This window comes from Streptomyces sp. NPDC005955, from assembly GCF_042871255.1.
Lineage (GTDB): Bacteria > Actinomycetota > Actinomycetes > Streptomycetales > Streptomycetaceae > Streptomyces.
Map to the genome: position 1 here is coordinate 232,692 of NZ_JBIAIF010000006.1, position 19,963 is coordinate 252,654.

At 70.4% G+C, this 19,963-nt stretch carries 19 protein-coding genes and 1 CRISPR repeat array; of the genes, 14 read left to right on the top strand and 5 right to left on the bottom strand.

Features of this window, described 5'->3' with window-relative positions:
• The first annotated feature begins 10 nt into the window (after positions 1-10).
• From ACFYOU_RS17430 to ACFYOU_RS17465, 8 genes are all read left to right on the top strand, one after another.
• Positions 11-505, top strand: a complete 495-nt coding sequence (locus ACFYOU_RS17430) for a GbsR/MarR family transcriptional regulator (protein ID WP_389764767.1) — start codon at positions 11-13, stop codon at positions 503-505.
• A gap of 256 nt (positions 506-761) precedes the next feature.
• Positions 762-2,015, top strand: coding sequence for a helix-turn-helix domain-containing protein (locus ACFYOU_RS17435; RefSeq protein WP_391306588.1), 1,254 nt, complete (start codon positions 762-764; stop codon positions 2,013-2,015).
• Between the two features lie 39 nt (positions 2,016-2,054).
• Positions 2,055-2,663 (top strand): hypothetical protein, encoded by a 609-nt coding sequence (locus ACFYOU_RS17440; protein WP_391306589.1) that lies wholly within the window; start codon positions 2,055-2,057, stop codon positions 2,661-2,663.
• 291 nt (positions 2,664-2,954) lie between these two features.
• Positions 2,955-3,461 carry an RpiB/LacA/LacB family sugar-phosphate isomerase gene (locus tag ACFYOU_RS17445; RefSeq protein WP_391306591.1) on the top strand — a complete coding sequence of 169 codons (507 nt, stop codon included), beginning with the start codon at positions 2,955-2,957 and terminating at the stop codon, positions 3,459-3,461.
• 42 nt (positions 3,462-3,503) lie between these two features.
• Entirely contained in the window at positions 3,504-4,712 is a 1,209-nt protein-coding gene (locus ACFYOU_RS17450) for a DegT/DnrJ/EryC1/StrS family aminotransferase (RefSeq protein WP_391306593.1), read from the top strand.
• Between the two features lie 15 nt (positions 4,713-4,727).
• A complete protein-coding gene (locus ACFYOU_RS17455) occupies positions 4,728-6,530 on the top strand; it encodes a radical SAM protein (RefSeq protein WP_391306595.1) in 1,803 nt (600 codons plus the stop codon).
• Entirely contained in the window at positions 6,527-7,330 is an 804-nt protein-coding gene (locus tag ACFYOU_RS17460; RefSeq protein ID WP_391306597.1) for a nucleoside phosphorylase, read from the top strand. The genes ACFYOU_RS17455 and ACFYOU_RS17460 overlap by 4 nt, the downstream gene beginning before the upstream one ends.
• 71 nt (positions 7,331-7,401) lie before the next feature.
• Positions 7,402-8,280 (top strand): glycosyltransferase, encoded by an 879-nt coding sequence (locus ACFYOU_RS17465; RefSeq protein WP_391306599.1) that lies wholly within the window; start codon positions 7,402-7,404, stop codon positions 8,278-8,280.
• Positions 8,281-9,202: 922 nt separating this feature from the next.
• Positions 9,203-9,780: a CRISPR direct-repeat array (repeat unit 29 nt; unit sequence CTGCTCCCCGCGCACGCGGGGATGGACCC).
• Positions 9,781-9,923: 143 nt separating this feature from the next.
• On the opposite strand, the gene ACFYOU_RS17470 is transcribed toward ACFYOU_RS17465, so the two are convergent.
• Positions 9,924-10,769 carry a diacylglycerol kinase gene (locus ACFYOU_RS17470; protein WP_391306601.1) on the bottom strand — a complete coding sequence of 282 codons (846 nt, stop codon included), beginning with the start codon at positions 10,767-10,769 and terminating at the stop codon, positions 9,924-9,926.
• 184 nt (positions 10,770-10,953) lie between these two features.
• Here ACFYOU_RS17470 and ACFYOU_RS17475 point away from each other — a divergent pair, with 184 nt between their 5' ends.
• Together ACFYOU_RS17475 and ACFYOU_RS17480 are read left to right on the top strand one after the other, a co-directional pair.
• Positions 10,954-12,237: an adenylosuccinate synthase gene (locus ACFYOU_RS17475; RefSeq protein ID WP_387003444.1), complete on the top strand. Its 1,284-nt coding sequence runs from the start codon at positions 10,954-10,956 to the stop codon at positions 12,235-12,237.
• Between the two features lie 164 nt (positions 12,238-12,401).
• Positions 12,402-12,692 (top strand): hypothetical protein, encoded by a 291-nt coding sequence (locus tag ACFYOU_RS17480; protein ID WP_385484711.1) that lies wholly within the window; start codon positions 12,402-12,404, stop codon positions 12,690-12,692.
• Positions 12,693-12,754: 62 nt separating this feature from the next.
• Here the strand turns inward: ACFYOU_RS17480 and ACFYOU_RS17485 are convergent, their stop codons facing one another.
• Both ACFYOU_RS17485 and ACFYOU_RS17490 read right to left on the bottom strand, forming a co-directional pair.
• Positions 12,755-13,318, bottom strand: a complete 564-nt coding sequence (locus tag ACFYOU_RS17485) for a MarR family transcriptional regulator (RefSeq protein ID WP_391306603.1) — start codon at positions 13,316-13,318, stop codon at positions 12,755-12,757.
• The gene (locus tag ACFYOU_RS17490; RefSeq protein ID WP_391306604.1) at positions 13,311-13,937 is read right to left on the bottom strand and encodes a DJ-1/PfpI family protein; all 627 of its coding nucleotides are present in this window, start codon (positions 13,935-13,937) and stop codon (positions 13,311-13,313) included. The genes ACFYOU_RS17485 and ACFYOU_RS17490 overlap by 8 nt, the downstream gene beginning before the upstream one ends.
• Positions 13,938-14,224: 287 nt before the next feature.
• Here ACFYOU_RS17490 and ACFYOU_RS17495 point away from each other — a divergent pair, with 287 nt between their 5' ends.
• The 3 genes from ACFYOU_RS17495 (at position 14,225) to ACFYOU_RS17505 (ending at position 17,304) form a co-directional block, all read left to right on the top strand.
• On the top strand, positions 14,225-15,625 hold the full coding sequence (locus ACFYOU_RS17495; protein ID WP_391306606.1) for an aminotransferase class III-fold pyridoxal phosphate-dependent enzyme: 1,401 nt from the start codon (positions 14,225-14,227) through the stop codon (positions 15,623-15,625).
• A gap of 163 nt (positions 15,626-15,788) precedes the next feature.
• Complete coding sequence (locus ACFYOU_RS17500; protein WP_385484697.1) at positions 15,789-16,526, top strand: GntR family transcriptional regulator; 738 nt, start codon at positions 15,789-15,791, stop codon at positions 16,524-16,526.
• 127 nt (positions 16,527-16,653) lie between these two features.
• A complete protein-coding gene (locus ACFYOU_RS17505) occupies positions 16,654-17,304 on the top strand; it encodes a hypothetical protein (RefSeq protein WP_385484694.1) in 651 nt (216 codons plus the stop codon).
• Here ACFYOU_RS17505 and ACFYOU_RS17510 read toward each other — a convergent pair.
• Complete coding sequence (locus tag ACFYOU_RS17510) at positions 17,301-17,717, bottom strand: winged helix-turn-helix transcriptional regulator (RefSeq protein ID WP_385484691.1); 417 nt, start codon at positions 17,715-17,717, stop codon at positions 17,301-17,303. The genes ACFYOU_RS17505 and ACFYOU_RS17510 overlap by 4 nt on opposite strands.
• Positions 17,718-17,803: 86 nt before the next feature.
• Between ACFYOU_RS17510 and ACFYOU_RS17515 the strand changes: the two genes are divergently transcribed.
• The gene (locus tag ACFYOU_RS17515; RefSeq protein WP_391306608.1) at positions 17,804-18,619 is read left to right on the top strand and encodes an NAD(P)H-binding protein; all 816 of its coding nucleotides are present in this window, start codon (positions 17,804-17,806) and stop codon (positions 18,617-18,619) included.
• Positions 18,620-18,970: 351 nt separating this feature from the next.
• Here ACFYOU_RS17515 and ACFYOU_RS17520 read toward each other — a convergent pair whose 3' ends face one another.
• Positions 18,971-19,729 carry an SLATT domain-containing protein gene (locus ACFYOU_RS17520; RefSeq protein ID WP_385484686.1) on the bottom strand — a complete coding sequence of 253 codons (759 nt, stop codon included), beginning with the start codon at positions 19,727-19,729 and terminating at the stop codon, positions 18,971-18,973.
• Positions 19,730-19,963: the final 234 nt, after the last annotated feature.

Here is a 19,963-nt window from a genome sequence, read left to right on the forward strand (position 1 = left end):
TGATCGGGGCATGGCGGAGAACGACCGGGGGGCCGAACGCGACGAGGCCAAGGTCAACCGCTTCGTCGAGCACTTCGCGGCGCAACTCGTCAGCGCGGGCATGCCGTCCATGCCGGCCCGGGTGTTCGCGGCGATCCTCTCCTCCGACCGGGGGTACATGACCTCCGCGGAACTGGGGGAGCAGCTACGGGTCAGCCCCGCCGCGGTGTCGGGCGCGGTGCGGTACCTGTCGCAGCAGCACATGGTGTCCCGCGAACGGGAACCCGGCTCGCGGCGCGAACGGTACGTGGTGCACGGCACCCAGTGGTTCCAGGCGCTCACCAACCGGGACGCGGTGCTGAAGCGGTGGGCCGAGGCGATGCGCGAAGGGGTCGCCAGCTTGGGGGCGGGGTCGCCGGCCGGGCGCCGGTTGGCCGAGACCTTGCTGTTCTTCGAGTTCCTGGAGTCGGAGGTGGCCGAGCTCATGACCCGGTGGGAGGCCCACCGGCGCTCACTGGAACTCTGACCCTGCGGGTCGGGGCGCCCTGCGGGTCGGCGCGCCTTGCGGTTGGGGCGTTCACCTGCGGTGGGCTGTTCGGTGCGCTGTCCGTGCGGGTGCGCTTGGGTTGCTCGCGCCGTTCCCCGCGCCCCTTTGGGGGCGCACCTTGGGAGGCGGGGCGCACCTATGGGAATCGAGGGGGCACCCTCTTGGGTTCAGGCGCGCCCTCTTGGGTGAGTACCGTTCCGACGGAGGCTCAATTCCACGGGATGGGACGACGTGTATGCCGTACGAACGGGAAGAGCAAGAGGCCATCGGCCGCCGGATCAAGCGCCGCCGGCTCACCCTCGGGATGCCCCAAGCGGACCTCGGTGCCGCGATCAACAAGTCACAGGGCTGGGTGTCCAAGGTCGAGAAGGGGCACATCGAACTGGACCGGGCCGCGCTGATCAACAGCATCGCCGCCGCACTGCACTGCCACCCGAACGACCTGATCGACCGCCCGTACGTCGGCACGGCGCCGGACAACCAGTGGCAATTGGCCGCCGCGTCCATCCTGCGGGAGCTGCGTCGCTACGACCTGACGCCGGCCTTCGAGGGCACTCCACGTTCCGCGGACGCACTGTGGCAGGAGATGACACGGCTGCACCGGCTACGGGACGCGGCGGCGAACGTGGCGATCCTGCGGAGCCTGCCCGATCTGCTGAGGGAAGCGAGCGCCCTGGCCGAGGCGGCCACCGGCCACGAGCGGGAGGAAGCGTTCGGCATCTACGCGGTCTGCTGCAAGTTCGCCCACACGGCCGCCCATGCCCTGGGGCATTCGGAACTGGTGGCCATGGCGTGCGAACGAGCCGCATGGGCGTCCCGGTCTTCCGGCGACCCGGTGCTTCCGGCGGTGGCGGACTGGATGCGGATGTGGGACATGTGGGCCACTGCTGACTGGGCCGATGCCGTGGCGCTCGCGGACAAGGCACTGACCGGGATCGACCCCGAGTACGAGCGCGGGGACGCGCTCGCCGTACGGGCCTGGGGCAGCCTCCAACTGCGGGCGGCGGTCTCCGCGGCCCGTGCGGGCAACGCAGCTGAAGCCGGCCACCGCCTCGGTCTGGCCCGGCAGGCGTCCGACCGCATGGGTGGCCCGGGTGGCGAGCCGGTCCGGGACCGGCACTCCCTGACCTTCTCCGCGGGCAACGTCACCGTCCACGCGATCAGCGTCGCGCTGGAGATGAGTGACCAGGGTGAGGCACTGCGGCTGAACGAGCAGACGAGACCGGCGGAGATCGCCGCTCTGCCGAACTCGCGCCAGGGGCATCACCGGATGGACCTGGCGCGCGCATGGCTCTGGGACGGTGACCGCCACAAGGCCCTCGGCGAGCTGCGGAAGGCCGAGAAGCTGGCCCCGCAGCTGGTACGGAACCACCCCATCGCAAGGGCGACCCTTCGACAGATCGTCTACGCCGAACGGGCCTCCACACGCGAGGAGTTGCGCGGCATGTCCAGCCGTTTTCACCTGGATGACCAGGGGCTATTCTCCTGATTCATATTCGCCGGTGACGGCTTCCTTACCGTCCGTTGCATGTCGGAAGGACGACGCACCCCTCAGGATTCCCGACGTCGCCACTCGATGGCGGACGACGTCACCGGTCTCGGCTGTGAACCCCAGCGCGGAGACCTGGTCTACGACACCGGCAAACACCGTGTCGGTGTCGTGACCGCCCTACCGGAAGATACGGGAACCACTACCTACCAGCTCAGTGCGGAAGGGGGCGGGGGAGGCTGGACCGCGCCCGCCGTCCGGCTGACGTTTTCGGCAACCGTCAGCAACGACAGCGGATCTTCTGCGGTGCTCTACGTCTGCGTCGAGCGCAGTCCGGGTGCCCACGCGCTCGCTGAGGAACGTGCGGTCCAGGAGGGCCGCGCGTTCGCTCAGCAACGGGCCTTGCGCATCCTGGCTGAGATCGCCGACCCCTGTGGTGAGCCTGATCCTGGGAGTCGTGGCGGCTGGCTGCGTGTACGGGCGCTGGCAGAGGGCGGCGGAGTCTCCGTAGCAATCGTCCGCTGGCCGAGCGTCATCAGCGCTGACCCTGATCTGCGCCGAGCCGAGATGGTCCGGCTCCAGGGGCACGGTGTTCGGGTCCTGTTCTCCTGGGCACCTCTGTCCGCGTGGCAAGCGGTGGGGCGATGAGCGGCCGGCACGCGCCCGACGAGCCGAGGCTCGGGCGGGCACTGGCGCTACTTGGTCTCGTCGGCTTGCTGCCTCCCGTCGTGATCCTCGCCCCGAGCACAGCAGACGCGGCTGAGGCCCGGCTGTGGATCGTCTCGTGCCCGGACTCCGCGTCGCAGGCCCAAGACGCGATGCGGGCGACTACTCGCGCGGCAGGCGTGCCTTGTGAGCCGCCGCAACGTGAGGGCTGAGTGTTCTCGGCCTCCTCGCTGATGATCCGCGCCCCCTCCGAATTGATCGAGGAAGACTCGCATGCACGCGCATCGCAAGAAGTTCCGCTTGGTCGTCGGCTCTGATGGGGCAGGCCGCGAGTACGGGAACGCTCTCGCTGCTGATATGCGCGCGAGTGAACTGGTCGCCTCTGTGATCGACATCGGGCTCGACGGCCAAACCCGCAGTGCGTACCCAGAGGTGGCCATCGCCGCCGGCAAGCTCATCGCCGACTGCCGGGCGGATCGTGCGCTGCTCGTATGTCACACGGGCCTCGGCATGGCGATCGCCGCCAACAAGGTCCGAGGTGTCCGGGCGGTCACCGCCCACGATCCGCTGTCCGTCCGTGCCTCGGTGCTTTCCAACAATGCCCAGGTACTTGCCCTCGGCCAAGGGGTCATCGGGCTCGCTCTGGCCAGGCGCCTGACCGTGGAATGGCTCGCTCATCACTTCGACGACCCGCCCTCGGCCGTCGCCAAGCTCGGCACGATCCGCGCCTTCGAGTACCTGCACAGCCCGGCTGAGTGCCCACCGGATCAACCTCACTGAACCGCACGCCCCTCGCACTCCACGCATGGAAGGAGCTCTTCGATGCCTACGAATCCCGCCACGGTGCCTCGATCGGTTGCCCACCTGCGCTGGCCCGTGGAACCGGCCCAAGGCGGTTGGTACACCGAGGCTGAGCACCAAGCCGTCCGTCGTGTGCTGACCGAGTCCGACGACTGGCGGACCGGCTGGAAGTCAGCTGCGACCGCCGGCGTCTTCGAGGATGCCTTTGCCTCCTGCACCGGGACTTCCCATGCGGTCGCGTTCAACTCGGGTGGCACCGCATTGGAGATGGTGTTGCACTGCCTCCAGCTCTCGCCCGGTGACCAAGTGATCTCGTGTGCGATCAACTTCGTCGGCCCGCACCTCGCAATCATCGGTCGCGGTGGCGAGTTGATCCTTGCCGAGCCCGAACCGAACACCCTCAACTTGGATGTGATCGACACCGAACGGGTGATCACACTCCGCACCAGAGCGATCCTCGTCACCCATTGGAACGGTGCCGCAGCCGACCTGCGGCCCTTCCTCGCCCTTGCCGAACGCCACCCCCACCCCGTGCACGGTCCGCCCCGCGTCATCGTGGACGCTGCGCGGTGCTGTGGTGGACGGACTCCGGCCGGCCTGCCGGTCGGAGCGGAGGGATGGGCGACGGTCTTCAGCTTCGAGTCGAAGAAGCTTATGACCACATTGGGCCAGGGCGGCATGGTCACCACCAACGACCATGCACTCGCAGGCCGATTGCGTGCTGTGCGTACCTACGGCGGTAGTGACCTCTGGGGTACCAATCAAATGATGACGAAGACCCAGGCCGCGGTGGGCCTGGTCCAGCTGGCTCGTCTGGACGAGATGAACGCCGTCCGTATCGACCGTGCCCACCGCCGTACTCAACGCTTGTCCCGCGTTGCCGAGTTGGTCCTTCCCCCCACTCAGCACGACCGGCAGCACTTGTACTACCGGCACAACCTCTTCGTGCCGGAGACCTGGGCGGGTCAGGGCAGGGACGAACTGATGAACGTGCTTGCTGATCGGTACGGCCTCGGCAGCATCGTCAGCGACCCGGTGACCTACCTCGGCCATCGCCTGATCCGTGATCACACCGCCGGCCAGTACTGCCCGAGGGCTGAGGGCCTTGCGGCTCGATTGCTGTGCCCCTGCCTTCACCCCCGCATGACGCCCGAGGACGAAGCAGCCGTCTGCGAAGCCATCCAGCGGGCCACCGAGTACGTAGCCCGTACCCGAGGCATCACTGAGTGAAAGGACGCCCGCCTCATGTCTCTGCTTCAGGAAGAAACTGACGACATTCGGTCGCGAGAGATCTCCGTCGCCGACCCCTACCCGCCCAAGGACCCCACCGGACTGCTACGCATGGTGTTTCTCATGCCTTTCGGGCATGCGTACAGCTTGATGTGCAACGGGCCGATGAGCCTGTACGACCTCATCAACCGCACCCCCCGAGTTCCCGCGATCGCGGAGCGTGCCATCCAGTACGAATGCCTGGTCCGAGAGGGGAATCGACTCACCACTCCCGATGGCGAGCCGTACCGCAGCATCGAATCGGCTGCCCCGGTTGGAGAAGCCGACGTCGTGGGCATCTCTGTCGTCAACTCCGGCGACCTCCATAGCGTGCTTCGTCTCCTGGACCTCGCAGGAATCCCCCGCCGAACCACCGATCGCACCCTCGGCGTCCACCCCTTGGTAGTCGGAGGGAACAGCGGCCTGGCCGATCCCGAACCCCTGGCTGACTACCTGGACGTCGTGGCCCTCGGCGAAGCCGAACATTCCCTTCCCGAACTACTCCGCATCATCCATGCCCACCGCACCAATCACGGCGGGGAGGCTTCGCTCCACGAGCGACTCGCGCGTGTCCCCGGCCTGTACGTGCCCTCGATGTACGCGTGCGACTTTCTCCCCGGCGGCGGGGTGAGCGCGATCCGACCCCGTAAGCGCACCGTCCCCGCGGCCGTCCGCGCCCAGTACCTCACTGTTGCCGACCTGCACCCGGCCCACTTCTGCTACCCCATCACCGATGGCACTGCTGCTGGAATCCATCCCGTCCTCGGGTGCCAACACACCTGTGGCTTCTGCAACCTCGGTGTACCCGATTTTCGACAGACGCCCCTCAGCCTCCTCACCGACTACATTGACCGCCTTGAACATCACCGTGTTCGGCAGATCATCATCAGCGCACCGACGTTCACCCAGTACAAGCACCGTCGGGCTCTTCTGGAGCACATCCGTGCCTACGCCGACCGGGCGGCGGCCGAGGGGGAGAAGGTCACGACGATCATCGGCTCCATCCGCGCCGACGAGATCAACGCCGACTACCTCGAAGCCGTTACCGAACTCGGTGAATTTGGCCACTTGTTCACCGAGCTGAACTTGGCCCGTGCCCGAGGCATCATCACCATCGCCCCTGAATGGGCTGCCTCCGACCTCGTCGCCCTTTATGGCAAGACCCAGAAACGCGAACGTGTGAACAAGGCGGTCGATCTGTGCCGACAGAGCGAACACGTCAACACGATCATGCTGTACTTCATCGTCGGGGCACCCGGCGAACGCCCGGCCGACCGTCTTGCCATCGCCGACTACGCCCATGCCGTCCGGGTCAGGCTCGGCCACCCGGACGGCACCGTGATCGTGAAGCTCCACCAGTTCATGCCCAAGCCCGGCACCCCGAGCCAGCGCCTGCGAATGACCGACCCCGACGTGGTCAAGACCTACGGTGACCAGATCGGCGAGCGATTGCGTGAGTTGGTCGGTGAAGCGGAGTACGAGCAGCACTATCGCGTGCTCTACGGCGAGACGAGCCGGATGCACCTCGAAGTTGTCTGCTCGCGCGGGGACCGGCGCATCGGCCACGTCCTGGAGGACCTGTACGACGCCGGAACCGATCTGGGGACCTTGAGCAAGAACCAGCTGCGGGACGCACTGGTCAAACGGGGCTTGGACTACGACCGCCATCTGCGGTACATGGACGACCCCGTACTCCCGTGGCACACGGTCAATCACGTCAACGAGGCCGCCGAACGGGAGTTCGCAGCTGCCCTCGCTACACGGGAGGGTCAGAAGTGAAAGGGCGCCTGCCGCTTCATCCGGGCAAACACGCCCTGCCCACGGTGCCCGATCCGGCTGAACATGCCGCCTACGTTCGCGAACGGGAGCCGACGGCCACGCTGGACGACCTCGGCGGGGTAATTCTGGTCTACCAGACGCACATGATCGACCACGCTGCCTCCCGCTACTTTGCCCGCCGCCTGGATTGGGTACGGGCCGATCTGCGCGTCCTTTCCCACCCGGGCGGTGAGGTGGGCATTTGTGGAGGCTTCGGCCCCGGGGCCCCGGCGGCGGCCCTGGTCCTGGAACAACTCGTCGCCCTGGGCGCCCGGCGTGTCATCACCATCGGCACCGCTGCTTCACTCCGCGCGGATCTACGTCCCGGCGACCTGGTCGTATGCGACAGTGCCTTGCGGGATGAAGGAGTTTCTTACCACTACTTGCCACCCCAGGCGCACATTTCCCCGTCGTCGGACCTGACGGGCCGTCTCGTCGACAGCCTTCGCACCTTGGAGATCCCGCTCCGACTGGGGTCCGGGTGGACCACAGATGCCCCCTACCGGGAAACTGCTGCTGAGATCGCCGGATACAGCAGACTCGGCGTCTTGACCGCTGACATGGAGGCTGCCGGTGTCTTCGCGGTTGCTGAGCACCGCAGCATCGAGGCGGCAGCAGTCTTCGTCGTCGCCGACTCCCTGCTCGACCGCCGCCCTCGCCAGGACCACCCCGGCATCCGGAACGCCCTGCACATCGCGTTGGAAGCTGTCCTGAGCACCCTCCGTACCGACTCACAGCCTCCGGCGTCGAGGCTAAGGTAGGCCGCCTCCGCACGGTGACGCGGCGATGACGGGCCTGCGTGCCCACGCCCGATCAGCAAAGGACCCACCTCGTGAGCACTGGCGCAAACCGACCTACCGTCGGCGCCGTGGTCCTGACCATGAACGACCGACCCGAGGAGTTCCCCCGGGCCATGGCCTCGCTGCTCGCGCAGCAAGGCATCAGCCTGGACGTCGTCGTGGTCGGCAACGGTTGCGTGCCCGAGCAGGTACCACCCGGCGTACGAACTGTCACTCTGACCGAGAACGTCGGTATCCCCGAGGGCCGAAACGTCGGAGCCGCGAACGTCACGGGCGACTACCTGTTCTTCTTCGACAACGACGCCGTCTTGCCGACCACCGACGCCCTGGCCCGGCTGGCAGCTGAACTCCGCCGCGACCATGCCCTCGCGTACGCACAACCCCGCATCACTGACCCCGACAGCGGTGTCACCCTGCGCCGTTGGGTACCTCGCCTTCGTGCCTCGGACCCTGCCAGGCCAGGCATCGTGACCGTGATGGCCGAAGGCGTCGTCATGATCCGACGCTCGGCCTTCGACACAGCCGGGGGATGGCCCGGTCACTTCTTCCTGTTCCACGAAGGCATCGATCTTGCGTGGCGGCTCTGGAACCACGGATACACCGGCCGCTACCTGCCTGAGATCACCGTCCACCACCCGGCGACCGACCCGGCACGGCATGCCACCTTCTACCGGCTCAACGTCCGCAACAGGGTGTGGCTCGCTCGCCGGAACCTTCCCTGTCCCCTCGTGCCACTCAACCTCATCACCTGGGCGCTTCTCACTCTCTGGAGAACTCGGGACAGGGCTGCCCTTAGGTTCTCCGTCGTCGGATTCAGAGAGGGGCTCCGGGGTGGTCAGGGAGAGCGAGTACCGATGAGCTGGCGTACGGTCGCGCGGCTCACCCGCGCGGGGAGACCACCGATCTTCTGAGCCGCGCAGGGTTCGTCCGCCATCGGCGACCAACGTTCGAGAGGCCCTGGCAGTCGCCTGCCGTATGTCGGGTGGCACTTGTTTGCGGGTGGACCCAACCCTGCTGCGTGCACCCTGCTGTCCAGCGCGAATGATGCTGCTCGTCCCTCTGCCTGCGCGGACCAGGACTTCAACGCTGATCTTCGCCCGCACAGGCGTGAGTTGGTGGGTGACGCCGTGTACTCCGTGGCTGCGCAGGCCCCTTATGTCCTTGCGCGGGTTGCACGCCTCGCTGCCCCTTGTGCGGCACGCTCCCCGCTCCCGAGCTGTCGCCCTCCTGAACCGTCCGGACAGGTCCTTTCGCCCGCGGTCCCTCGCCGGTTTCTCCCTATGCCGGCCGTCCCTCATCCAGCCGCCGAACCCTCCGTCCGTCACCCAAGGGACACCCATGCGCCGCACCCGCCTCCACTGCGCCCGCTGCCAACAACCCATCCGCCCCTGGCAGCGCCGCACCCACCTACTCAGCTACTCCGACTCCGGACCCGGCACCACCCTCCACTTCCACCACCACTGCATCCCCGCCACCACACCCTGCGCCCCCTGCCTGAAGGCCCGCATCTTCGGCCTACCCGAACACACCTGCCACCTCTGGACCCCCACCAGCCCTGTGTTCCACCGGGGCCGTGTACGACTCCACCTACGCGACCGACCTCTGCCTTGCCCGTGCCCCTGCCGCACCCAGAACCGCGCCCGACGGGGCACCAACCGCTAGACAGCCGCCATACTTTGACCCTGCGCAGAAGCGTCTCGACAGAGGGAGGATTCACAAGTGCAGCAGGCGAAACTCGTGCTCACCTTTTCAGCTGCTTTGGGTGACTGGTCGGATTCTCGACTTGTTAATGAAAACGGCCCTTCGGCCGGCTAACGTCGCAGGTCAGCTCCTCTGCTCCCCGCGCACGCGGGGATGGACCCTCCCGGGCTACTCCTGGGACGACGCGGCAGCCCTGCTCCCCGCGCACGCGGGGATGGACCCCGGTAGCTGTGGCTCGCCCGGCCCTCCTCGACCTGCTCCCCGCGCACGCGGGGATGGACCCCGCGGGATCGCCGACCGCGCCCGGGTCGCGATCTGCTCCCCGCGCACGCGGGGATGGACCCTTGTTGTTGACCATCAGGCGGCCCGGGTGGGCCCGCTCCCCGCGCACGCGGGGATGGACCCTCCCTGGTGGTCATGCCCACTTCCTGGGCGGCCTGCTCCCCGCGCACGCGGGGATGGACCCGCGAGGACGACGAGGGTGAGGGCGATGACGACCTGCTCCCCGCGCACGCGGGGATGGACCCACGGCCCGGGCCGGCTCCGGCTGCTGAACGGCCTGCTCCCCGCGCACGCGGGGATGGACCCTCGACGTTCGAGGGAGGCGGAAGCGGAGGGAACTGCTCCCCGCGCACGCGGGGATGGACCCGACCCTGCACCCAGCACTCGCACTGGCTTCCGCTGCTCCCCGCCCCCGCGGGGATCCCATCCGCCAAGTCGCCGCACCGGACGGCCCACCGAAAGAGCAACCCGGAACCCGAGCCCCAGGCACCCCGAACCGCAGGCACCCCCGAGCCCCACGGACCCCCACGCGCCCCGCCGACCCCTCACCCCCAAGCCCCCCAAGCCCCCCTCACCCCCCAGGCAACGTCAGACTCCACCCACCCGGCCGACAGCTCCAGGTCCGCCGCCGAACCGGGCCGGAGGCCACCGCGTCGACGTAGTACCGGAAGTCCGCCCCGGACACACTCACCACCCGCCCCCGAGCCCTCCGCACCCGCGCCCCCACCCCCGCATCGGCCCACCGCACCTCCACCTCGCACAGCCCGCCCGCACCCGGCGTCACCCCGACCGACTCGACGACCTCCCCGAGGTCCACCACGGTCCGCCCGTCCACCTCGACCCGCACCCGCCCCCGTACCCGGTCCTGACCCCGACCGCGTGCCCGCGCCACCGGGGTCCCCGCACCCCACACGCCGGCGCCGCCGCCCCGCACCCGCGCCAGGAGGGCCCGCAGCGGTCCGCCGCCGGCCGCCACCGCGGGCGTCCCGTCGCCGCACGGAATGCGGAGCCCGCCGAGGACCACGCCGTCGCTGTCGTCCACCAGCAGGTCGAGCCGGCGCCCGGCCCCCTCCAGCACCGCGCGCGCCGCGCCGACCGCCTCGGTGGGCACGCCCAGCGACTTGGCGAGCGAGACTTCGTGCCCGATGGGGACGAGGGACAGCACGGTCGTGGCCAGCACCCGTTCCCGGTGCAGCAGGGTCACGGTCCGTAGCAGAGCGTGGTCGTCGCCGATCACGACGAGGCGACGATTGCCGCGTCTGGCCAGGGATCGGGCGAATTCTTCGGGGTTGTTCGGCAGGCACACTTTCAGGCCCGCACCCGCGCTGAGCACGTCTTTCGCGATCCGGACCGACTCCCCGTCGTGGCGCCGGGCGACCGGATCGACGAGGACCAGCAGCTGGTCGGAAACCGACACCTCGGTCCTGCCTCGCTTCCTCGGGTAGCATCTTTGTGCAAGAGCCCCTTGCGCTATTGCGCCAGGGGCTTCGTCTATTCCGGGGCACCGGTCCGACGGGTGTGCGGCCGACGAGGGTCGCCGGGGTGTGCGACACGTACGCCCCTGACCCTGGACATGCCCCGCCCGGAAGGGGTGTACGCCTGTGCCCGCACTTGTGCTGCTCGGTGCTCAGTGGGGTGATGAGGGCAAGGGGAAGGCCACCGACCTGCTCGGTGGCTCGGTGGACTACGTGGTGCGCTACCAGGGCGGCAACAACGCCGGCCACACGGTCGTCGTCGGCGACCAGAAGTATGCGCTCCACCTGCTCCCCTCCGGAATCCTCTCACCGGACTGTGTTCCCGTCATCGGCAACGGTGTCGTCGTGGACCCGTCGGTCCTGCTCTCCGAGCTGAGCGGCCTGAACGACCGCGGTGTCGACACGTCCAAGCTGCTGCTCAGCGGAAACGCACACATCATCACGCCGTACAGCGTCACCGTCGACAAGGTCACGGAACGTTTCCTCGGCAAGCGCAAGATCGGCACGACCGGACGCGGTATCGGCCCGACGTACGCGGACAAGATCAACCGCGTGGGCATCCGGGTCCAGGACCTGTACGACGAGTCGATCCTCACCCAGAAGGTGGAGGCGTCGCTCGACTTCAAGAACCAGGTGCTCGCGAAGCTGTACAACCGCCGCGCGATCGCCGTCAGCCAGGTCGTGGAGGAGCTGCTCGGCTACGCGGAGCAGATCAAGGGCTACGTCGCCGACACCACGCTGATCCTGAACCAGGCGCTGGACGAGGACAAGGTCGTCCTGTTCGAGGGCGGCCAGGGCACCCTCCTGGACATCGACCACGGCACGTACCCCTTCGTGACCTCGTCCAACCCGACCGCGGGCGGCGCCTGCACGGGTTCCGGTGTGGGTCCGACCCGGATCAGCCGGGTGATCGGCATCCTGAAGGCGTACACCACGCGGGTCGGCGCCGGTCCGTTCCCGACCGAGCTGTTCGACGCGGACGGCGAGGCGCTGCGGCGCATCGGCGGCGAGCGCGGCGTGACCACCGGCCGGGACCGTCGCTGCGGCTGGTTCGACGCGCCGATCGCGCGTTACGCGACCCGGGTCAACGGTCTGACGGACTTCTTCCTCACCAAGCTGGACGTGCTCACCGGCTGGGAGCAGATCCCGGTCTGCGTCGCGTACGAGATCGACGGCAAGCGCGTCGAGGAGCTGCCGTACTCGCAGACGGACTTCCACCACGCGAAGCCGATCTACGAGAACCTGCCCGGGTGGACCGAGGACATCACCGAGGCCAAGACGTTCGCCGACCTGCCGAAGAACGCGCAGGCGTACGTCAAGGCGCTGGAGGAGATGTCGGGCGCTCCGATCTCCGCGATCGGCGTCGGCCCGGGCCGGACCCAGACGATCGAGATCAACTCGTTCCTCTGAGCACGGCCGATAAGCTGAGCACGGCCGAGCGGCCGTGTAGCTGACGCGCCCCGTGATCGGTCACTGATCGATCATGGGGCGTGTTGCGTTTTCCGGAATAGGCTGGACCGTGCAAGGGGGGCAGCGTTCCAACGGTTCTACGGCCGTTTGCCGAGGTGAGAGCGATGCGTGTGATGCTCCGGGCCACTTTGGACACCGAGAAGACCAACGAGCTCCGGCGCAACGGGAAGCTGTCCGAGATGATCCAGCAGACGATGGACGAGCTGAAGCCCGAGGCGGCGTACTTCCTGCCGATGGGCGGCCGGCGGACCTGTCTGATGGTCCTGGACATGGCGGACAGCTCCGACCTGGTGCCGTTGGGGGAGCCGTTCCTGACGGACCTGGGCGCGGAGGTGGAGGTCCTGCCGATCATGAACGCCGAGGACCTCCAGCGGGGCCTGGGCAAGCTCCACTGACCCCGCCCCACCCCAGCCCACTCCGCCGCGCCCGTCCCCACCGCACCGCATCCGCCTGCGCGTCAGTCGCCGTCCGCGGGCGCACCGTCCGCCGGTGCGGGCGCGTCCCGGGAGTCACCGTCTCCGGGCGCGTCCCGGGCGATCCGGTCCAGCGCCGCGGACAGCCGTTCCACGGCCCGGACGGTCGCGGCGAACTCCTCGTCCCCGAGCTCGGCGGCCAGCCGCTGCGCGAGACGCGCGTGCCCGGGACCGATGAGGGCGACCGCCGCCCGTCCCGCCGCGGTGGGCCGCAGCAGCTTGGCGCGCCGATGGGCCGGGTTGGGCACGTACTCGGCGAGCCCCTGACCTGCGAGCACGTCGGCGACCCGCTGCACGCTCTGCCGGGTGATGCCCATGGCCCGGGCGATGCCGGCGACCGGCAACGGCTCGTGCAGCACCGCGCCCAGCACCTGCCAGCGGGCCGCCGACAGCCCGGCCGGGGCGGCCAGCTCGTCGGAGACGGCGAGGAACTGGCCGTTCAGCCGGAAGACGCCGAGGGCGGTGGCGCTGAGCAGGTCCCGCCGCTCCCGAGAGGTCAGACCGTCCTCCCCGGTGGCCCCGGTCGCCCCGCCCTCGCGCTCACTCATCGCCGTCGGCCGCGCTGAGCTGCGCGTACGCGGCCGGGTCCGAGTGGTGGAACAGCCGGTACCAGGCGTCCAACAGCTCGCCCTCGAAGACGCCCAGCAGGCCCAGCACCTCACGGGCGAAGGCGACCGGCTCGGTGGGCCCGGCGGTGATCAGCCCGCGGTCGGTGACGGCGTCCCGCTCCACGTACCGCGCGGCGCCCCCGTAACCGGTGGCCGCCAGGTAGGGCGCCGCGGCGCTGGTGTGCTCGCGGTCGTCGAGCAGGCCCGCGCGGGCGAGCCCGGCGGTGGCGCCGCAGATCGCGGCGACCGGCACCCCGGCGTCGAGGAAGGCGCGCGCCGCCCCGGCGAAGGGGGCGAGTTCGTCGCCGGTGTCCCAGCGGTCGGCGCCCGGGAGGATCAGCAGTGCGGCGTCCGCGGGGTCGAGTCCGTCGAGCGCGAGGTCGGGCTGCACGCGGAGCCCGCCGATGCTGGTGACCGCGGAGCGGGTGGCGCCGACGGTACGGACCTCGTAGCCGCCGCGGGCGAGGAACGCGGTGGCGTGCCCGGTCTCCCAGTCGGCGAACGTGTCGTAGACGGCGAGGTGCACGGGCTGGCGGGGGGTGGTCTGCGGACCGGTCATGACGACCTCCAGTTCGGACCGCGCACGATGCGCTGTATGTGAGCATGCTGTCATGACGACAGCATGCTGTCAATCAAGCTCCAGCCGCCACCCGCCCCCGATCACACGCCCACCGGCCCGCCCCCGATCACGCGCCACCCGCCCGCGAAGACATACCCACCCGCCTGCGAAGACGCACCCGCCCGCCCCCGACCGTGCGACCACTGGACGAACTGTCCGCCCGACGCCCCGAGACCCGTACAAGGCGCCGATACCGTCCCCCGCGCCCCGCCGCCTACGCTCCGGCCATGACCCCTCAGACCCCTCAGACGCCTCAGGCGCCCGGTACCCCCGGAGCCCCGCAGCCCGACCCCGCCAAGGGCGCCGCCGTGAAGGCCGCCGACCGGGCGCACGTGTTCCACTCCTGGTCGGCGCAGGAACTCATCGACCCGCTCGCCGTCGCGGGCGCCCGGGGTGCGCACTTCTGGGACTACGAGGGCAACCGTTACCTCGACTTCACCAGCGGACTCGTCTTCACCAACATCGGCTACCAGCACCCCCGGGTGGTCGCCGCGATCCAGGAGCAGGCCGCCCGGCTCACCACCTTCGCGCCCGCCTTCGCCGTCGAGGCCCGCTCCGAGGCGGCCCGCCTCATCGCCGAGCGCACCCCCGGCGACCTGGACCGGATCTTCTTCACCAACGGCGGCGCCGAAGCCGTCGAGAACGCCGTCCGGATGGCCCGGCTGCACACCGGGCGCCCCAAGGTGCTCTCCGCGTACCGCTCGTACCACGGGGCCACCGCCGCGGCGATCAACCTGACCGGCGACCCGCGCCGTTGGCCCTCCGACAACGGTTCCGCCGGTGTCGTCCGCTTCTGGGCGCCCTTCCTCTACCGCTCCCCGTTCCACTCCGAGACCGAGGAGCAGGAGCGCGACCGCGCCCTCGCGCACCTCGCGGACACCCTCGCCTTCGAGGGTCCGGGCACCGTCGCCGCGATCGTCCTGGAGACGATCCCCGGCACCGCCGGCATCATGACCCCGCCGCCCGGCTACCTCGCCGGGGTGCGCGCCCTGTGCGACGAGTACGGGGTCGTGCTCGTCCTCGACGAGGTCATGGCCGGCTTCGGTCGCACCGGGAAGTGGTTCGCCGCCGAACACTTCGACGTCGTCCCCGACCTGCTGACCTTCGCCAAGGGCGTCAACTCCGGTTACGTACCCCTCGGCGGCGTCGCGATCTCGCCCGAGATCGCCGACACCTTCGCCCGCCGCCCCTACCCCGGCGGCCTCACCTACTCCGGCCACCCGCTGGCCTGCGCGGCGGCCGTCGCCACCATCGAGGTGATGGAGGACGAGGACGTCGTCGGCAGCGCGGCCCGGCTCGGCCGCGACGTGCTCGGCCCCGGGCTCGCCGACCTCGCCGCCCGCCACCCCAGCGTCGGCGAAGTGCGCGGCACCGGCGCCTTCTGGGCCCTCGAACTGGTCCGGGACCGCGCCACCCGCGAACCGCTCGTCCCCTACAACGCGACCGGCGAGGCGAACGCCCCCATGGCCGCGTTCGGCGCCGCTGCCAAACGCCACGGACTGTGGCCGTTCATCAACATGAACCGCACCCACGTCGTGCCGCCCTGCAACCTCACCGACGAGGAGGCCGCGGAGGGGCTCGCCGCGCTGGACGCCGCGCTGACGGTGGCCGACGAGCACACGACGTGACGCCCGGCCGGACACCCGGCCGGACACCCGGCCGGACGTCTGGCTGAACACCCGGCCGAACACCGGCGGGTTCCCCGGGAGCCCGGGGGCCCGCCGACCGCGTAGGGTTACCTCCGCTCGTCAGAGCGATTTCGCACCCGTCACGCGGGGGAGGGACGCGCACATGTCCGGCACGGGAACCGGTAGCAGCGACGGTACGAGAGGTCACGGCACCGGGACGAACGCCGCCGTGACCAGGAGCACGCTGCGCCAACAGATCGCTGACGCCCTGAGGGACGAGGTCCTCGCGGGCCGCCTCCAACCGGGGCAGGAGTTCACCGTCAAGGAGATCGCCGAGCAGTACGGGGTGTCCGCCACCCCGGTGCGCGAAGCGCTCGTCGACCTGTCCGCGCAAGGGCTCCTCGACGCCGTGCAGCACCGCGGCTTCCAGGTCCACGAGTACTCGTTCGCGGACTTCCGCGGCATGGTCGAGGCCCGTGCCCTCGTCACCGACGCCCTCTTCCGCGGGCTGACCGGCGCCGCCTGGAGCGCGGAGGTCGAGGAAGCGCTGTGCGGGGTGCGCCGCCGCGGCGAGGAGGCCGGGCGGGCCGCGCTCGCCGGCGACCTCAACGTCCTCATCGGCTACGACCTGAGGTTCTGGCGCGAACTCGGCGCCATCTTCGGCAACCCCTACCTCACCGACTTCCTGCACCGGCTGCGCGTGCAGTCCTGGAGTTGTGCCGTGCCGCTGCTGCGCCGCGAGGGGGAGTTGGCGGGCAAGCTGTGGGCCGCGCACACCGACCTGGTGGACGCGCTGGCCGGCCGGGACCAGGCGGCCTCCCGTGCGCTCTTCGCCGCGTACAACGCCCATGCGCTGGAGCTGATCGAGTCGCTGGCCGCCGGGCCGCCGCCGTCCTCCTGAGCACCGGCCCCTACCGACCGGGAGCCGGAACGGCCCGTGCGCACTACCCTTCCGATGACCAGGGTGCGCACCGCACGGTGCGTCCCGAGCCGCCCTGTCCGCCGGATAATGCAAGGAGAGCCCACCCTTGGCCTGTGACCTCTGGCTGGTCCCGCTCGTCGACGTGCTCTGCCACAGTCCCGACAACCCCTTCGCCGAGGAACTCGCGCTCTACGACCGGACACTGGCCGAGGCGGGGCTCCCCCCGGTACCGGTGTACGCGTACATGCCGGGGTTGTCCGGGGACGTCGCCCCCGTCGCCGGGTTCGACTACGACGCCCTGCACTTCCTGCGCCGGGCCTACCTGCTCCAACTGTGCGGGCTGGCGGTGACCCCCGTGGACGCGCTGGGGGGCGACTACGAACAACTCCTGGAGATGTTCGAGGCGACCGCCCAACAGTCGCACCTCGTCTGGCACTACGACCACGCCGGCGCCTACGTCCCGCTGGACTTCCCGCAGCCGCTCTCCAACGACGAACTCCTGGCCGGCGGCGGACCGTTGGGCTCCGCCCAGGGGCTGCTGCGGGACCTGGAGTACGTGGCCCCGGCCATCGGCATCGACCCGCGCAACCCGCCCCTGGCCCCGCTGCCCCCGGCCGGCCCCACCGCGCTGGAGGAGCCCGCCGCCCCGGCGCCCCTCGACGACAACCCCTTCGCCCGGGAACGCCACGTGTGGCTCGGCCTGCACGCCGCGGCCACCCGTAGCCTCGCGCAGGGCTCGATGATCATCTTCAGCTAGCGGATGTCGTGGTCCGGGTGTTCCCGGTCGTACCGGCCCCGGGCCTCGGCAATGACCCCGCGATGGGTGAGCGACCAGTCGGCGAGCGCCTTGACCAGGTGGGTCAGGCTCGCCCCGGTATCCGTCAGTCGGTAGTCGACCTGCGCCGGGACGGTCGCGTGCACGGTGCGGACGACCAGCCCGTCCCGCTCCAGCCGCCGCACCGTCAGGGTGAGCATCCGCTGCGAGATGCCGTCGATCGCCCGCTGGAGCTCCCTGAACCGGCGTACGCCCTGGGCGAGTTCGACGACCACCAGGACCGACCACTTGTCGCCGACGCGGTCCAGTACGTCGCGGATGCCGCAGTCCTGGTGTTCCTCGCGTCCGCAGGGTTCCAGGGGCGCGGTGGTTACTCCGGTGTGCGTGGGTGACATCGAACTGCCTCCTTGTGGGCGGTGGACGGGCGCAGCAGGATCGACTGCAGTTACCGAAGAGAACCACGACGGAGGGCTGCGCGCACATGATTCTGGTGACCGGGGCGAACGGGAACCTGGGCTCGGCGGTACTGGCCTCGCTGGAGCAGCGCGGTGCGGCCGCCACGGGGGGCAGCCGTACCCCGGGGGCGGGGATGCGGCGCCTCGACTTCGACGACCCCGCCGGGCTCGACCTCGTCGGGGTGGACACGCTGGTCCTGGTCTCCGCCGGGTACGCGGAGGACGACCGGGTCGTACGGAGGCACCGGGCCGTCCTGGACGCCGCGGTGCGCGACGGGGTGCGGCACGTCGTCTACACGAGCCTGACCGGTGCGGGCGACCACCTGGGCTTCGCGTTGGCCCACCGGGTGACCGAGCGGTTGCTGCGGGACAGCGGTCTGTCGTGGACCGTGCTGCGCAACGGGCTGTACGCCGAACTGTTCGGTGCGCTGCTGACGCGGTCCGCCGACGGGGCGCTGAACTCCCCCTTCGGAGAAGGGGCGTTGGCCGCGGTCGTCCGCGGGGACCTCGCGGCGGCGGCGGCGGTCGTCGCGGCGGCGCCCGGGCTGCACGCGGGGCGCACGTACGAGCTCGTCGGGGCGCCCGTGACCGCTGCGGATGTCGCTGCGCGGCTTCGGGTGCCCCTCCGGGACGTCGACCTGGCGGCGTACCGGGGTGGGCTCCTCTCGGCCGAGGGGTTGTTGCCGTTCCAGCCGCCGATGCTCGTGTCTTTGGCGACGGCCGTCCGACACGGGTTCCTCGCGGGTACGGCGCCGGACCTCGCGTCCCTCCTCGCCCGCGCCCCGCACAACCCCCTCCCCGCGGCGGTCGCAGCGGTCCCCCCTCCGGCCACGCCGCGCTGAAGGTACGCCCCGCTCACCGTCCACTGTCCCGCACCGTGCGCTCCGGTGCTGCGCAGTTCCCCGCGCCCCTGACCAGGTCCGTGGCCCCCTGCGGGTCCGTGGTGGGTCACCCGCGCAGTTCCCCGCGCCCCTGACGGGGCTTCGACCGATTCGATCCACAGGGCGCCCCGATAGGGGCGCGGGGAACTGCGCGAACCCGGGTCGCACGGCACGGGACAGCGCACCCCGAGCGGGTCGCACCCGATCAGGGGCGCGGGGAACTGCGCAAAACCACCGCGCACCCGCACCGAGCAGCGCACCCCGAGCAGGACGCACCGGAAGGGGTCGCGGGGAACTGCGCGGGACCAAACCTCAGCGGGGCTCAGGCGGCCGCTGCCGAGGCATGTTGGGCCGCGCCCCAGCAGACGGATGCGCAAGAGCAACCCTCTGCACGGGGGCGTCCCCCCGGACGCCCCCACCCGCGGAACCCACCTGGAGCCCCAACGGCGCGGGCCCCCCACGAAACTCCACCATCCAGTCCGCGGTCTCGACCCGCACCAGCTCCAACACGTCGTCGGAGAACCGCCGCAACACCCCCAGGCACCGTTCGACCGCCTCCGAGGCGGTCCCCTCCGCCGGCCCGAGCACCTCCCGCACGCACTCGGAGGCCCAGTCGAACTGGAGCACCTGGAGCCTGCGCTGCACCGCCTGCGCGGTGGCCACGTCCCGCATCCACCCGGAGGTCAGCCCGAAGAACCGGTCGCACCCGACGCACGCGACGGAGAGCAGCAGCGCCAGGTACCCCCAGCGGGCGACCGGGCCCCCCGTCCCCGCGGGGTCGGCCAGCGGCAGCACCACGCCGATCAGCGCCAGCGCAGCCGCCCCGCCCCGCAGCGCCCGCGCGCAGCGCCGTTTCCACACCCGGTCCGCGAGGTACCACTCGGCCATGTCGAGCGCCCCGCGCTCCACCCACTGGTACAGCTCGTCGAGCCGGTCCGCGGGGTCGCCCCAGTCCCCGTGCGGAAGCCGCCGTCCCACCAGATCGCCCGGCCGCAGGCCCCTGCCCCCGCCGCGGTCGTCCGGGGTGTTCCCCTCGGACGTCCCCTCGGGCTGCATCTCCGGCTGGCTCACCCGGCACTCCCCTTGTTCCCTCGTCCGTCGCGGTCCCTGCCCGTGTGCGCGCGTTCCGGGCCCACGCGTCCCGTGCTCGGGTGTCCGCGGGTCGCCCGCGTGTTCGTACCTGCCGTCGGCGGTGCCCGACCGCCCTCGGACGTCACGTGTGCGCGAGGTGACCGTACGTGACGCGGGCGGGGTGCCCCGCGCACCCGGTCGGCCCCCTGCCTACCGCCCCAAGGGTGGTTTACG

Bases quoted from the DNA above. Each gene is read 5' to 3' on its own strand.
- ACFYOU_RS17430 (WP_389764767.1), top strand. From the start codon at position 11: ATGGCGGAGAACGACCGGGGGGCCGAACGCGACGAGGCCAAGGTCAAC.
- ACFYOU_RS17435 (WP_391306588.1), top strand. From the start codon at position 762: ATGCCGTACGAACGGGAAGAGCAAGAGGCCATCGGCCGCCGGATCAAG.
- ACFYOU_RS17440 (WP_391306589.1), top strand. From the start codon at position 2,055: ATGTCGGAAGGACGACGCACCCCTCAGGATTCCCGACGTCGCCACTCG.
- ACFYOU_RS17445 (WP_391306591.1), top strand. From the start codon at position 2,955: ATGCACGCGCATCGCAAGAAGTTCCGCTTGGTCGTCGGCTCTGATGGG.
- ACFYOU_RS17450 (WP_391306593.1), top strand. From the start codon at position 3,504: ATGCCTACGAATCCCGCCACGGTGCCTCGATCGGTTGCCCACCTGCGC.
- ACFYOU_RS17455 (WP_391306595.1), top strand. From the start codon at position 4,728: ATGTCTCTGCTTCAGGAAGAAACTGACGACATTCGGTCGCGAGAGATC.
- ACFYOU_RS17480 (WP_385484711.1), top strand. From the start codon at position 12,402: ATGCGTGTGATGCTCCGGGCCACTTTGGACACCGAGAAGACCAACGAG.
- ACFYOU_RS17485 (WP_391306603.1), bottom strand. From the start codon at position 13,318: ATGAGTGAGCGCGAGGGCGGGGCGACCGGGGCCACCGGGGAGGACGGT.
- ACFYOU_RS17490 (WP_391306604.1), bottom strand. From the start codon at position 13,937: ATGACCGGTCCGCAGACCACCCCCCGCCAGCCCGTGCACCTCGCCGTC.
- ACFYOU_RS17495 (WP_391306606.1), top strand. From the start codon at position 14,225: ATGACCCCTCAGACCCCTCAGACGCCTCAGGCGCCCGGTACCCCCGGA.
- ACFYOU_RS17500 (WP_385484697.1), top strand. From the start codon at position 15,789: ATGTCCGGCACGGGAACCGGTAGCAGCGACGGTACGAGAGGTCACGGC.
- ACFYOU_RS17510 (WP_385484691.1), bottom strand. From the start codon at position 17,717: ATGTCACCCACGCACACCGGAGTAACCACCGCGCCCCTGGAACCCTGC.
- ACFYOU_RS17515 (WP_391306608.1), top strand. From the start codon at position 17,804: ATGATTCTGGTGACCGGGGCGAACGGGAACCTGGGCTCGGCGGTACTG.